This window comes from Exiguobacterium antarcticum DSM 14480, from assembly GCF_000685865.1.
GTDB lineage: Bacteria > Bacillota > Bacilli > Exiguobacteriales > Exiguobacteriaceae > Exiguobacterium_A > Exiguobacterium_A antarcticum.
In genome coordinates this window covers 622,206-635,657 of sequence record NZ_JMKS01000005.1, presented here as the reverse complement: position 1 = coordinate 635,657, position 13,452 = coordinate 622,206, and the positions used below count along the sequence as shown (strand labels likewise).

The 13,452-nt window shown below is 47.9% G+C and carries 12 protein-coding genes; 5 read left to right on the top strand and 7 right to left on the bottom strand.

Annotated features, from left to right (window positions below; all coding sequences use genetic code 11):
* Positions 1 to 65: 65 nt before the first annotated feature.
* The 7 genes from P404_RS0114545 to P404_RS0114515 form a co-directional block, all read right to left on the bottom strand.
* On the bottom strand, positions 66 to 497 hold the full coding sequence (locus tag P404_RS0114545; RefSeq protein ID WP_014970020.1) for a YlbF/YmcA family competence regulator: 432 nt from the start codon (positions 495 to 497) through the stop codon (positions 66 to 68).
* A 121-nt stretch (positions 498 to 618) separates the two neighbouring features.
* Positions 619 to 1,440, bottom strand: coding sequence for a DNA-3-methyladenine glycosylase family protein (locus P404_RS0114540; RefSeq protein WP_026831122.1), 822 nt, complete (start codon positions 1,438 to 1,440; stop codon positions 619 to 621).
* A gap of 15 nt (positions 1,441 to 1,455) precedes the next feature.
* Positions 1,456 to 2,727 carry a DUF445 domain-containing protein gene (locus P404_RS0114535; RefSeq protein ID WP_026831121.1) on the bottom strand — a complete coding sequence of 424 codons (1,272 nt, stop codon included), beginning with the start codon at positions 2,725 to 2,727 and terminating at the stop codon, positions 1,456 to 1,458.
* Between the two features lie 116 nt (positions 2,728 to 2,843).
* Positions 2,844 to 3,131 carry a hypothetical protein gene (locus P404_RS0114530; protein ID WP_041255995.1) on the bottom strand — a complete coding sequence of 96 codons (288 nt, stop codon included), beginning with the start codon at positions 3,129 to 3,131 and terminating at the stop codon, positions 2,844 to 2,846.
* 131 nt (positions 3,132 to 3,262) lie between these two features.
* Positions 3,263 to 4,720, bottom strand: a complete 1,458-nt coding sequence (locus P404_RS0114525; protein WP_051590523.1) for a phytoene desaturase family protein — start codon at positions 4,718 to 4,720, stop codon at positions 3,263 to 3,265.
* On the bottom strand, positions 4,717 to 6,333 hold the full coding sequence (locus tag P404_RS0114520) for a DUF3153 domain-containing protein (RefSeq protein WP_026831118.1): 1,617 nt from the start codon (positions 6,331 to 6,333) through the stop codon (positions 4,717 to 4,719). The genes P404_RS0114525 and P404_RS0114520 overlap by 4 nt, the downstream gene beginning before the upstream one ends.
* A gap of 246 nt (positions 6,334 to 6,579) precedes the next feature.
* Positions 6,580 to 7,518 (bottom strand): IS30 family transposase, encoded by a 939-nt coding sequence (locus P404_RS0114515; RefSeq protein ID WP_026830089.1) that lies wholly within the window; start codon positions 7,516 to 7,518, stop codon positions 6,580 to 6,582.
* A gap of 336 nt (positions 7,519 to 7,854) precedes the next feature.
* Between P404_RS0114515 and P404_RS0114510 the strand changes: the two genes are divergently transcribed.
* From P404_RS0114510 to P404_RS18290, 5 genes are all read left to right on the top strand, one after another.
* Positions 7,855 to 8,826 carry a siderophore ABC transporter substrate-binding protein gene (locus P404_RS0114510; protein ID WP_148275207.1) on the top strand — a complete coding sequence of 324 codons (972 nt, stop codon included), beginning with the start codon at positions 7,855 to 7,857 and terminating at the stop codon, positions 8,824 to 8,826.
* Positions 8,827 to 9,846 (top strand): ABC transporter permease, encoded by a 1,020-nt coding sequence (locus tag P404_RS0114505; protein ID WP_014970013.1) that lies wholly within the window; start codon positions 8,827 to 8,829, stop codon positions 9,844 to 9,846. It abuts the gene before it with no gap.
* Positions 9,843 to 10,910, top strand: a complete 1,068-nt coding sequence (locus tag P404_RS0114500) for an iron chelate uptake ABC transporter family permease subunit (RefSeq protein WP_014970012.1) — start codon at positions 9,843 to 9,845, stop codon at positions 10,908 to 10,910. The genes P404_RS0114505 and P404_RS0114500 overlap by 4 nt, the downstream gene beginning before the upstream one ends.
* Positions 10,907 to 11,659: an iron ABC transporter ATP-binding protein gene (locus tag P404_RS0114495; RefSeq protein ID WP_014970011.1), complete on the top strand. Its 753-nt coding sequence runs from the start codon at positions 10,907 to 10,909 to the stop codon at positions 11,657 to 11,659. The genes P404_RS0114500 and P404_RS0114495 overlap by 4 nt, the downstream gene beginning before the upstream one ends.
* A gap of 194 nt (positions 11,660 to 11,853) precedes the next feature.
* Positions 11,854 to 13,427, top strand: a protein-coding gene (locus tag P404_RS18290; protein ID WP_150111988.1) for an IS3 family transposase whose coding sequence is annotated in 2 segments (ribosomal slippage) — positions 11,854 to 12,508 and positions 12,508 to 13,427 — 1,575 coding nt in all. Because the reading frame shifts where the segments join, the coding sequence is not laid out codon by codon here.
* The last annotated feature ends 25 nt before the right edge of the window (positions 13,428 to 13,452 follow it).

The following is a 13,452-nucleotide window of genomic DNA, read 5'->3' as shown; positions in this document are numbered from 1 at the left end:
TTATTCACCTCATTCGCGTAAAAAGCCGACGGGAATCCGTCGGCTTTTCCAATTCAATTCATTGATTAATAGCCGCAACCGCCGCTTTTATTTTCTGCTTCCATGCCGCTGCCTGTTTTTCCCGCCAAGACATCGCCATCTGTCGCTTCGATGATTTGATCCGTAATTCCGTTTGAAATCGTCACCGTGACGTATTGAAGAAGTCCGTTGACTTCTTCTTGTGATTCCTGGAATTGTTGAACGACCGGCATCTCATCGAGCTCTGCAAATAATTTATCGAGTTTGGCCTCGACCCGGGCAAGGGCTTCTGTTTTCCCGTAGTGTTGGCAGTTGACCGCTTCTTTTTGCAAAAACTTGATTTGTTTCATCATCTTTTGGACTTTTTCGTTCCCGTTGATGTTCGCTTCAGCAGCTTTAAACCGTTCGACCTCTGAAGTCTCAGAAATCATTTTTGCGATTTCATTGGCTTTTTCGATGATTTGTTCATCTGTATACATCTACATTCGTCCCCTCTATCGGAAGCGGTAAACCCGCTACGCTTATCATATCTACGAACGATGACTCGTTCTTATCGCATTCATTATACCGTTCTCTTCAAGGGGTGACAAGAATAGTTCCTTATTCAATTGACCGCCATAACAGATAGGCGGCATGACTACGGTATGGGGCAAATTCTTGACTGAGCGACACGGCTTCTTCGACACTCGGCCGATTGCCGTGCAATCGTTCAAATGCCCGCAAGATGCCAATATCGGACGCCGGAAACAGATCTTGCCGCCCATAACCAAACATCAAGACGTTTTGAACGGTCCATGGTCCGACTCCCTTCAGGGCAATCAGCGTCTCGGCAATCGTCGCATCAGACGCGTCCGCCAACTGTCGGAAGTCAATGCCGGACTGAGCTGCCCCTAATAGGTATTCCACTTTTCTTCCGGAGAGTTGCAAAGCACGGAGCTGTTCCGGTTCGACGTCTCGTAATTCTTCCGCGGTCGGAGGAAAGATCACCCCGTCTTGATCCGTTCCAAACGCCCGGCACAGTCGTTCCGTCAAGACTTGTGCAAAGCTAAGATTCACTTGTTGATGGACGATCGACCGGATCAATGCCGTAAATGGATCCACATCCAGCACGAGCCGCTCGGCACCAAACCGGCACACGATCCCGTCGAGCGACGTACCGATGAACGCTTGTGACGGATTTCTGACATCGAGACGAAACCGATGTCGCAACTGATGCAACATCGGTTCCTTTGGTCCTTCGCCACCTAACAGCAGTGTATGTGAATCAAGTGCTTCCATCTGGCCGATGAACTTCCCTTCCGGTACCAGGACCGGAACAAGCAGACGGTCCTCACGCTCGACTTGAAGCCGATCACCACGAAGGCGTCTTCGGATCCCGTCAAAATCATACGCGTCCTGCATGACGATTTTTTCCTGCCACATCAGATCACACCTCCTTCAACCGATGAATAATTTGATTCCTCCCAGAATCAAACCGATGAAAAATCCACAAATCGCACCGTTGACCCGAATCCATTGCAAATCATTGCCCACTTTATCTTCAATCATATGAATTAACGTTTCCGTATCAAAACGGTTTAGGTTTTCTCGGACCAATCCTCCGATTTTTTGGTGGTTTTGATCGACAAACCGGACAAGCTGATTTTTCATCCAACGATCACTTTCTTCTTTGAACGTCGGATGCTGATCCCATTCGTCTAACGCTTGGTTCATCAGCGGTAAGGCTCGACCTTCCCAAAACGCGTCCGAGACGAGATATGTCTTCAATTCAGTGATGCCTGCCGTATAGGCCCGGTGTAAGACAGGATTGAAATCGAAACGATCGACTTCCGTTTCTTTCCATTGGTCAATTTTTGCTAAACGGTCCTCGTCTTGCGTCAACTGAATTAAATTTCGACGCAGATGATCGAGAATGGCCAGACGATTCGGGTGATGCACTTGCTTCATATCCTGAATCACACTGAGTAGGACTGACTGAATGACAAGACTCAGTCGTTCTTCGGAATAGACTTTTTGAACGGTTTTCGCCGTGACCCGTAAAAACGTATTTTTTTCCTGATCAATCATCGCGTGATACGCCAAACGGCCGATCTGATCCCGGATGACCGGATCTTCAAGCAACCGTTGCCCGTAACCGAGCAGCTGATCAATTGCCAGTTCATCAAGCCGTCGTTCTTCGTTCAACTCGACCAAGCGTTCTGCTAATCGTTTTGACGGGTACGCTTTGATCGTCCCGGAAATCCGGTCATCGACGACCTTAAGAATCGCTTCTCGCGGAAGTTTATGCAAAATACCAAGCAATAGTTCTGTCACCGTCGCCCGAAAGGCAGGCAACAAAACAATTGACCGGAGCAACTTGATGAACCGATCAGCAAGCGTCATATGACGAAGCTTCTCGACGATACTTTCTTTATTCAGTAAATCTTTTTCTAACATCTGGACGATCGATTCGATGACCCGTTCCCGGTTCTTCGGTAATAAATTCGTATGGGGAATCTTTAGACCCAGTGGATGACGAAACAGTGCGGTGATCGCAAACCAGTCGGCAATCCCCCCGACAAGGCCTGCCTCAAATCCGCTTTGCAACCAAAAGATCCAGTTGTTTTCTTTAAAAGGCAACGAGGCGATGAAGCCGACTGCCATAAAAATCAAGGACACGGTCGCTAGACGCCGGGTCGATGACTTGGGTGTAGATGCAGGTTGTTGCAAGATGGTTCCTCCTTCTCGCGAGCTGATTTCCTCATATCTCGTATACGTCGAGAAACGGATACAAGTTTCGGCAGAAAAGAGTCCCAGTCACATCCGGACTGGGACTTGTTATGTAGTTAGAACGTAAATTCCCCAAACTGTTCGCCGTCCCATGTTGCTGTCGCTGTCGAAACAAAGTAGACGAGCCCGTTTCCGAATGTATTTTCCATTAACGAAACGACTTGATGTCCTGCCGTCTGTTCGACAAAAGCTAACCGGACTTCTTCTTTTCCTTGATAAACACGTTCATAGACACTCAATCCACGGGCATTGATGAACGTGCGGGCAGTCGTGAAAATAATCGGCCCGACTTCCGGCCGCCGTTCTTGAATAAAGCTTTGGCACTTGTCCTCAAACTGATTCAATCTTGTCCACTCCTTCTCTCTCTTTTTTTGCTCATGCTTATGTACTTCCCGTCTCGCCCTAATGATAATCCTGTTCTTCAAAAAAAGCGACCAATCGGCCGCTTCTTTCATCATTCCCCAAATTTTTTCAGTTAAATCTTCACACCAAGTGCACGCGCGACATGAATCGCCGATGTCGTTGCTCCGATTGTCCCGGCTCCCGGAAAAACGGTATCCCCAATGATGTACAGTCCCGGGATGCCTGTTCGAAATGAGGCGGCACGGAACAGACTCGTCGACGGCAACTGCGGATATCCACCAACGCCGCCGTTTGGACGTGACGTATACCGGACCCATGCTCCTGGTCCACCTGGGTAACGTGCAATGGCGTGTTCTTGAAATCCGGGGAACTCCTGCTCCAGTATGACCTCGAATTTCCCCTGCATCGTCTCGACTTGGTCGTCGTATTGCCCTTGATCGTCCCGGGCAAACCGGTCAATCGGTACATGACACGACATCGTCAACGTCCGGTATCCATCCGGTGCCCGGTCCAAGTCGCCTGCTTGCGATAACGAGATGAAGGCATGTCCGGACGGTAAGATCGGATCATGGACTTGTCGAAAGGCGGTACCGTCCTCGACGATCGTCTCCGGAATCGCGGCATAATACGTAAACGTCGCCCACTGTGAGAGAACCGCTTGCCGTTTATATGTGCGACGTAACGCCGGTTGCAAGGACGATCCGACGAGCTGGTGCATCGCTTCGATCGGTAAGGCCCCGATCACTTCGTCGGCAAGAATCAAACGTCCCCGACGATCTTCGAGTAAAAACCCGTCCCCTGTTTGTCGGATGGAGACGATCTTTCGTCCGAGTAAAACCGTTGCCCCGTCACGTTCCGCTGATGCTTTCAGTTGTTCGGCGACTTTGTACAATCCACCCGGCACATAGTAGGCGCCGTCATGATAAATCGATAAGGCGACCGCTCCAAGTAACGCCGAGGCTTCCGTTCCGGTCTGCATACTATCCAGGAGAATCCCATCGATTAATTGCGCAAACGTCGTTCCGTCCAGTCGATGTTTACGTAAAAGATGACCAATCGTCTGTGTCAGATAAGGCACTAACGGAAGACTCGAACGGACTTCTTTTAAAATCATTTGCGCATCCGTCATCGTTCGTAACGGTAACGCCGGCAACGCCTGCATCAACGGATGGACATGATGCTGGATCCGGTCAATTTCCTCAAAAAAGGCTTCGATCGCAGTCGCTTGCTCTGTGAATTGGTCTTTTAGATGCTGAATGAACTGGGTTCGGTCCCGGTAATACATGATGTCTCGCCCGTCGAGCTTAATCGTCATGACGACATCGAGTATTTCGACCGGAATCTTCAGCTGCAAGTGTCGGAGCACACGCTCATGAATCCCCCCTGGTTCAAACCCCATCCCAAGTGTCGCACCGACGGGGTACGTAAAGGATTGACGGGTGAACTTACCAGCTGAGCCTCCCCATTCACGGCTTCCTTCACAAAGTGTCACATTATACCCTTCACGCGCGAGCAAAGCGGCAGCCGTGACCCCGGCGATTCCCCCACCGATAATCGCAATCTGTTTCATGATGGTTCCTCCTCCAGGACTAAGTTTTCTTTGAACAAGAAATTACGGACTTCGCGAAAGACCGGTTCCCGGCGATGAATCGTAAAGTGATCATACTTATAGGATTTTGTCTGGATGTTATCGGTATAGGCTTCCAGCGCAAATGAACTTTTCAGCGGAATCAAGTTGAAGTCCCCTCCTTTTGCACCAAACGAATAGACGAGGACATCGCGGGGCCATGTCTCCAATCGCTCCTTCAAATTTTTCATCGTCGCTGAGTTTTCAGCCAAATCTTGAATCGCCGGACTGTTTGTATTCGTCCCGAACGGTGCGAGTGTCAATCCAAGCGTCGCATAATCCGATCCACTGATCGGCGCATCGAGCGTGACGAGTTTTCGGACCTGGTACGGAAGGTCTTCTTTTAACGTATAGGCGACGACATCAACGCCTCCCATACTGTGACCGACAAGCTGAACATCGGTAAAGGTGGCTTTTTGCTGACGGTCATATTGATCGATTGCCGCACTAAGCCACTTCTGTTGATTGAGCAGACTTGCTTCATCGTCTGCAAAGATAATCCGAACGAGCGGATATCCCGTCGTCGACGGTTTGACACTGCATGTCACCTTCCCCGCTCGCGAGACATCACAACGCCCACCGTCGTCCGCCAACTTGTTTTTTGTGAAGTTTTCAATCATCGGTAAAAACGTCCGCTCCGTCCCAAACAAGCCGTGGACCATGAACGTAGGCGTAATTTCACCGGCCTGCTTCGTGACGATTTGTTTTGTCGGTGGTGGTGCACTTGATGTCTCATCGGCAAAAATCCACCAAGCTCCTCCTCCGACAATCAGGCAGACGAGGAGTGAAATCCCGATTGTCTGCAATTGTTTCCGCCGTAATTTCCGGACATGGTGAATGACCCAGAACATCAATAACCCGAATCCAATCAACAGGACGACACCAGTAATGATCCAGCCGGTCGGATTTGGCACATAGGCAATCAGTTGCAACTGATTGGCTTTTGTCCCGTACAATTTCCAGGAGACATTGTTATAGTTCGACCAGTCGATGTTCTCTCCATTTTGTAACCCGATCACTTTAGGTCCATGTAAATTGATTTCGACATCGGCCTGACGGATATAACGATCCGCTAGTTTCTTGACTTGTCCTGTCGGTTGATAGCCTTTGATATTCAGACGATCAATACTGAGATCGATGTTCGTATCTAACCGGTACGTATTAAACCAAAAACCCTCTTCCGTCTTAACCTCGTATGTCGTATCAGGTGGAATCAAAATCCCCCCGATCCCCGTTTTCCATTCATCTTTGATCGTCGCTAAATCCTCGAATTTGGCAAACTTCTTTTCCATCCGAATTCCTTCATAATCATCCTGCGTCTTGAAGGTCTCTGCCGCGTAGCCATTTTCCTCCGCCTGTTTGACATACGTCTTCCAGTCCGGATTTAAATTGAGTAATCGTGCGACAGGATGTTCTTTTGCCGCGTACGTCGTTTTTAACGTCACACTTTGATCCGTGTGAACCGTAGCGTCATATTGAATCCGAATACATCCTCCGAGTAAGGTTGCCATCAAGACGAACGACAGAACAATTAGTTTTTTTCTGATACTGCTCAAACCGTCACACGCCCTTTCTCTTTATCTTGTCCTCTTTTCCCTATCTTACAATTGATTACGCGGGTGAATCAAATTGTCTAAAAAAATGTAACAGTTTACCTGGAATCTAATCTTTTTCTCAAAATTTACTAACCCACACACCAAATTGTCCAAGATGACCTGTATGTCCATTGTTCATCAAAATAGTTTCTTAAAAAATAAATTGTCTATTGTTATTTTTATATATTTTATAGAAATGACGGTTTGTCAAATTAAGTGCAACACTTCTTCCGAGAAGACCTCGTATGCAGTTTTCCAGTTGAGACATTTCCGTGGTCTCCCATTGATCCAGGCGAGCGCTTGAGCGAGTTCAGAACGACTGACCTTTCCGAAATCCGTCCCCTTCGGGAAAAATTCACGGAGAAGACCATTGGCGTTCTCGTTACTTCCACGTTGCCAAGAAGAATACGGATCCGCAAAATACATCGGTACGCCTAACGTTTCACGAATTCGTTCATGACAGCTAAACTCTTTTCCACGATCTGTCGTCGCGGTTTGAAACGTTCCCGACGGGAAGTAGAGATGCAATGCTTTAATCGCTGACTCCATCGAGGCAGCGGACCGATCCTCCATCGGCACAGCGAGATAGAAACGGCTCTTTCGCTCGACGAACGTTGCGACACATGCCTTGGATTTCCCTCTGGCTGAGACGACAGTATCCAGCTCCCAATGTCCAAACGTTTGGCGCCCTTTGACGTCGGCTGGACGTTTACTGATTGGTAATCCGACATTGAAGCGTCCACGCGTCTCACGTGGTTTCTGACGCTTTCCCTTTTGGCGAAGAAAACTAGAATTGGTCTCGACGAGGCCCGTATAGATCCAGCGATAAATTGTCTTGAAGGATAGTCCTTCTTCTTGGAATAAACGTCCGGCAATCTGTTCAGGCGACCATGTCTCGCGTAACTTTTCGAGGATACGAACTCCTTTTTCTAGCGTGAACTTCGTCCGTGCACCGCACTTCTTTTTGCGCTCAACATAACGCTGGTCAGCACAAGAAGCATCATAGTAAGGGTTTCGTTTTAATTCTCGTGAAATCGTAGAAGGTTGACGCCCCAGGCGTCCCGCAATCTTTCGGACGGATAAACCTAAATCGAGATACGTTTCTATTTTGACTCTTTCTGATGTGGTAAGATGAATATAGCTCATAACAAATCCTCCGTTGAATGTGGTGTGGTAACTCCATTCTACACGAGGCCGTTATGGGCTTTTTGTGTTTTCCGTCAGGTGTTGCACTTAATATTACAATTCGTCAAATAAAAAAATGAACAGGCATATTGCACTAAAATTGTCATTGCACATTCAGATTTTGTTTGTTATCATTTCCCTTGAAGATGACAATGATAATCATTATCAATAATGTTTACGAATCTTGTTAGAGACTTATACATAATCTCGAGACGTAACATGGTTGATCCACTGAGATGCATTGCTACACGAAAAAGGAGATGAAACATAGTGGGAAAATTGAAGACATCCGTTATCATGAGTTCGCTCGCCGTTTTACTTGCGGCATGTGGGACTGCGAACGAAGCAAACACAACAAAGGACGGAGAAGCCAACACGTCTAAGATGGTAGAAATTACTGACGCGCACGGTACGATCAAGGTACCGGTCAACCCGGAGAAAGTGGTGGCACTCGATAACCGAACGTTCGAGACACTGGCCGCCTGGGATGTCGAGCTCGCTGCAGCCCCGGTTGGCTTATTACCGGCTGAATCGCCTTATGCCAAAGACAAAGATATCGTCGACGTCGGGATGCATTTTGAACCAAACTTAGAAGCCATTGCTGGTGTTGACCCGGATGTGGTCATCGTCGGACAACGCTTCGCTGACTACTACGACGACATTAAAAAATTAGTCCCGGAAGCCGCTGTCATCGATTTGGATGTCAAGCTACCTGAAAATTCGGGTACTCCAGGTGAACTGTTGGTCAAGGGTCTCGAAGATACGACGCAAACGCTTGGGCAAATCTTTGCCAAGGAAAAAGAGGCAGAACAACTCGTAACGACATTCGAACAATCCATCACGGATGTAAAAAAATCATATAACGGAAACGACAGCATCATGTCCGTCATCGTCTCAGGTGGAGATATCGGTTTCTCGGCTCCGATGAGTGGCCGTGTCTTCGGACCGATGTATGACATATTCGGATGGAAACCGGCACTTGAGGTCAAACAGAACTCAGGGAACGATCAAGGAGATGAAGTTTCCGTGGAAGCCATCGCGCAAAGCAATCCGGACTGGCTGCTCGTCTTGGATCGCGACGCGCCGCTTGGTGATGCGGAAGGTGCTGTTCCAGCGGAAGACGTCATCGATCGTGCACCTGCTCTTCAAAAAACAACGGCTGTTAAAGAGGATCGTATTGTTTACACACCAAAAGACATGTATTTAAATGAATCGATTCAGACCTATTCAGAGTTTTTCCAAGACGTGTCGGAAGCGCTCGTGAAGTAAATGGAGCAGTTTAAGCTACGACAAGTAAATGGAAGCGTTGAGCAGAACGCTCGACCTTCCTTTTCTGTCGTTTGGACCCCGTCGTTTGTCATAGCGGTGCTGATCATCCTCCTCCTTGCCGTCGCTTCCTTGTTTACCGGAGTCTATGAATTGAGCGGAAAAGCGAACGACTTTGATATGTTTTGGATTACACGTGTTCCAAGGACCCTGGCGCTCATGCTGACGGGTGCAGCCATGGCAATGGCCGGGCTCGTCATGCAACTGATCACCCAGAACCGCCTCGTAGAACCGACGACAACAGGAACCATTGAATGGGCAGGACTTGGTCTTTTGACCGTTTATCTGCTTGTGCCCGCACCGACGCTCATGATGCGCATGACGGGTGCCATCGTCTTCGCGTTTATCGGAACGATGGTCTTCTTTTGGTTCCTGCGATCGGTTAAACTACGTTCTTCGCTGATTGTTCCCATCATCGGACTCATGCTCGGTGCTGTCATCTCCGCCATCTCCACATTCCTCGGGTTGTTTTTTCGGGCGAGTCAAGCACTGGAAGGATGGTTCGTCGGATCGTTTGCCTCGATTCAAGTGGGGCGTTACGAATACCTGTGGATCATCATCGGTGTCACGATCTGTATCTTTTTTCTTGCCAACCGGCTGACGTTAGTTGGTCTCGGTGAAGATATCGCCACCAGCCTCGGAATCAACTACAACCGTCTGATGATGCTAGCAACAGGATTGATTGCCTTGTCGGTCGGAATCGTCGCAACGGTGATCGGGAACTTACCGTTTTTGGGTCTGATCGTACCGAATCTCGTCTCCATGATGCGCGGGGACGATCTCCGAAGTAACCTGCCATGGGTATGCGTCATCGGGATGGGAACGATCCTCGTCAGTGATCTGATTTCACGCACGCTCATTAAACCGTTTGAATTACCCGTTTCACTTATTCTCGGGACGGTCGGAGCGGCTGTCTTCATTATCATTTTATTACGACAACGAACAAGAGGAGGAGTTCGATGAGTTTGATCACGGAACCAAAACCAGCGATCTATGAACGTGAACGTACGACGTCTCATACAACCGATCGGAACGCTTCGGCATTCCAATCGAAGCGATTGGAGCGACGCTACTGGATGTTGCTTTGCCTCTTTCTCTTCGGTGGACTCCTTTGTTCGTTTGGTCTCCTCGTCTACAACAATCCGGTTCCGTTCCAGTCGCCCTCCTTCTGGCCGGTCGTCGAACGGCGGATCACCGCCATCGTGACGATGGCAATCGCGGCGCTCTGTCAAAGTCTTGCGACCGTCGCATTCCATTCGGTCACCAACAACCGCATCATCACCCCGTCACTTCTCGGGTTCGATGCACTCTATTCGACGATTCAAACGTCGATGATCTTTTTCTTCGGTGCCGGAGCTTTGATTGGTTTCACAGGGACGGGAGCCTTCTTGACGCAAGTCGCCATCATGCTGGTCATGAGCTTACTGTTGTACGGCTGGCTCTTATCCGGAAAATACGCGAATTTGCAGCTCATGCTCCTGATCGGAATCATCCTCGGCACCGGGCTCAATTCGCTCTCGACCTTCATGAGACGGATGCTCGCGCCATCTGAGTTCGATATCCTTCAAGCCCGACTGTTCGGTTCGGTGACGAATGCCGATGCTGCTTATTTTCCAATCGTGATTCCGGTCGTCATCGTCGTCAGCGTATTGTTGTTGCTGTCGGCCAATCGGCTTAATGTCATCGCCCTCGGGAAAGACGTCGCGACATCGTTTGGGGTGAATCACCGCAGAAGCATCATCTATATACTGGTTCTAATTTCCTTGCTTATGTCGATGTCGACAGCGCTGATCGGTCCTTTGACGTTTTTCGGTTTTTTAGTGGCCACGCTTAGTTATCAGGTCGCATCCACGTACGATCATAAGTATGTCTTGCCGATGGCATTTTCAATCGGCTTCCTCGTTCTGACGAGCGCCTATTTTTTCATGTATCATATTTTCAATGCACCGAGCGTGGTCTCCGTCATAATCGAGCTATTCGGCGGTATGATTTTCTTAGCGGTGTTATTAAGAAAGAGGTCCCTATGATTAAATTAGAACACGTCAAAAAATCGTATACAGATCATGTCCAAATCGGTCCTATCGAGCTCGAGATCCCAAAAGCCGGTCTTACTGCGCTCATCGGACCGAATGGAGCAGGTAAGTCCACGACGCTGATGATGATCGGCCGCCTGTTGAACCTCGACGAAGGACACATCCAAGTCGCGGGAATGGATGTCTCGAGTACAAAATCAAAGGATTTGGCGAAAATCATCACGATTCTTCGTCAGGAAAATCATTTCGTGACCCGACTGACCGTTCGTCAATTGGTCGGATTTGGCCGTTTTCCCTACTCGCAAGGACGATTGACCCCAGAAGATGAAGCCATCATTTCCAAATATATCGATTTTCTCGATTTGACACAGCTTGAGAATCGATATCTTGACGAACTCTCGGGTGGACAGCGTCAACGTGCCTACGTGGCGATGGTCCTTTGCCAAGAGACGGACTATGTCCTACTGGATGAACCGCTCAACAACCTTGACATCGCACGATCCGTTCAGATGATGGGGTACCTTCGCCATGTCGCAGATGAACTGGGACGGACCATCGTTACCGTATTACATGATATTAATTTCGCTGCTAAATATTCGGACCATATCTGCGCCATGAAACATGGACAAGTCGCTGCATTTGGAACCGTCAAGGAAATCATGGTTGCCGAAACACTTTCGGACATCTTTGAGACAAACCTTGAGATCATCGACGGACCGTATGGCCCGATTGCTGTCTATTAAACCGAAATTGCTTTAAAAACAACAATCAAAAGAAGGGGCTGACTCAAAAGTTAGTCTCTACAAAGACAAGGGTAGCAGATTATAAATCTGCCACCCTTGTTTGATTTAAAAAAGAATCACTCCCTTTGATATGCTCCCCAATAGGTAGACAGATGAAATAAACAATCTGTTTTTCTATTAGGGGGGTCTTTTTTATGACAAGAACTAAGCATTCCGTTGAACAAAAATTAGAGGCACTCCGAATGCTTGCATCCAATAAGTATACGGTCCAGGAAGTGTGTAAGACCCATCGGGTCTCTAGGAGTACGTTAGAGCGTTGGAAGGCACGGTTGCATTCAGGTGGAGTGGCTTCTTTCGAGGAATCTTCTTCATTGAAAATCTATACGAAAGAGCTAAAGCAAGCAGCTGTCCGTGATTATCTCGAACACGGGTTTACAGCGCTTGAAGTCCTCTCAAAATATCAAATTAGTAGCACATCTGTTTTTTATGGATGGATCAAAAAGTATACTAGTCATAGCGAATTAAAAGACTCTAGAAAAGAGGCGGTTAAAGCTATGACAAAAGGCAGACAGACAACTTTAGAGGAACGGATTGAAATAATCGAATATTGTCTCCAAAACGGACGAAACTACAAACAGACATCCGTGATATTTGATGTCGCCTATCATCAAGTCTATGGATGGATGAAAAAATATGATGTCGACGGTATGGAGGGGCTCGAAGATCGACGCGGGCGGACGAAGCAGGAGGAAGAGCTGACTGAGGCGGAACGATTAACGCGTCGTCTCCAGCAGATGGAACGGGAGATCGAACGTCTTCGTATTGAAAATCTGTTCCTAAAAAAGTTGAAGGAGATCGAGAGGAGGAATTAATCAGTCAGATTCGGCTACAACGACGATATGTCGCCATCTACGAACTAGCGATAGAAGAAGCATCATCCATCGTGTTACTCTGTGAAATCGCACAGGTCTCACGTGCCGCTTATTATAAATGGTTGAACCGCACCGTGTCGGTGCGTGACCGAGAGAACCAGACCCTCCTAGAGGATATCCGAGTACTGTACGATCAAGTGAGAGGGATCTACGGATACCGTCGGATCACGATGACAATCAATCGCCGCCGCCGAGAAGATAATCTTCCTGTCTACAACGAAAAACGGATCCATCGTTTGATGCGTATTCATGACATCAAGTCGATCATCCGACAGAAGCGAAAGGGTCATAAGAAATCTACACCACAACATACAGCAGAGAACTTGATGAATCGTGATTTTAGTGCTTCTAGGCGAGATGAAAAATGGTGTACGGATATCACCGAGTTCAAATATGGAGTTGGAAAAAAGGCCTATTTGAGTGCCATTATCGATTTGTATGACGGTTCCATTGTCTCCTATCGGATTGGAAAGTCCAACAACAGTATACTCGTCTTTCAGACGTTGATTCCAGCGATCACCCAACTCCCGCCAGGGGCAATTCCAATGATTCATAGCGATCGTGGCAATCAATATACATCACGAGGATTTAAGACAATGATTGAAGACGCAAATCTGACACATAGCATGTCCCGAGTGGGACGTTGTCTCGACAATGCCCCAATCGAGAGTTTTTGGGGTACGTTGAAGTCAGAGATGTATTATTTGCGTGATTTTCAAGCCTACGAAGAGCTGAAATCGTACATCGAAGCTTATATATATTTCTATAACAACGAGCGTTTCCAAAAACGATTAAACGGCTTGAGTCCTATTGAATTCAGGACAAAAGCCGCTTGAGTGAGTTTTAATTATTTACACTGTC

Coding starts and splice junctions, on each gene's coding strand:
- P404_RS0114545 (WP_014970020.1), bottom strand. CDS start 497: ATGTATACAGATGAACAAATCATCGAAAAAGCCAATGAAATCGCAAAA.
- P404_RS0114540 (WP_026831122.1), bottom strand. CDS start 1,440: ATGTGGCAGGAAAAAATCGTCATGCAGGACGCGTATGATTTTGACGGG.
- P404_RS0114525 (WP_051590523.1), bottom strand. CDS start 4,720: ATGAAACAGATTGCGATTATCGGTGGGGGAATCGCCGGGGTCACGGCT.
- P404_RS0114515 (WP_026830089.1), bottom strand. CDS start 7,518: ATGAGCTATATTCATCTTACCACATCAGAAAGAGTCAAAATAGAAACG.
- P404_RS0114510 (WP_148275207.1), top strand. CDS start 7,855: ATGAGTTCGCTCGCCGTTTTACTTGCGGCATGTGGGACTGCGAACGAA.
- P404_RS0114505 (WP_014970013.1), top strand. CDS start 8,827: ATGGAGCAGTTTAAGCTACGACAAGTAAATGGAAGCGTTGAGCAGAAC.
- P404_RS0114500 (WP_014970012.1), top strand. CDS start 9,843: ATGAGTTTGATCACGGAACCAAAACCAGCGATCTATGAACGTGAACGT.
- P404_RS0114495 (WP_014970011.1), top strand. CDS start 10,907: ATGATTAAATTAGAACACGTCAAAAAATCGTATACAGATCATGTCCAA.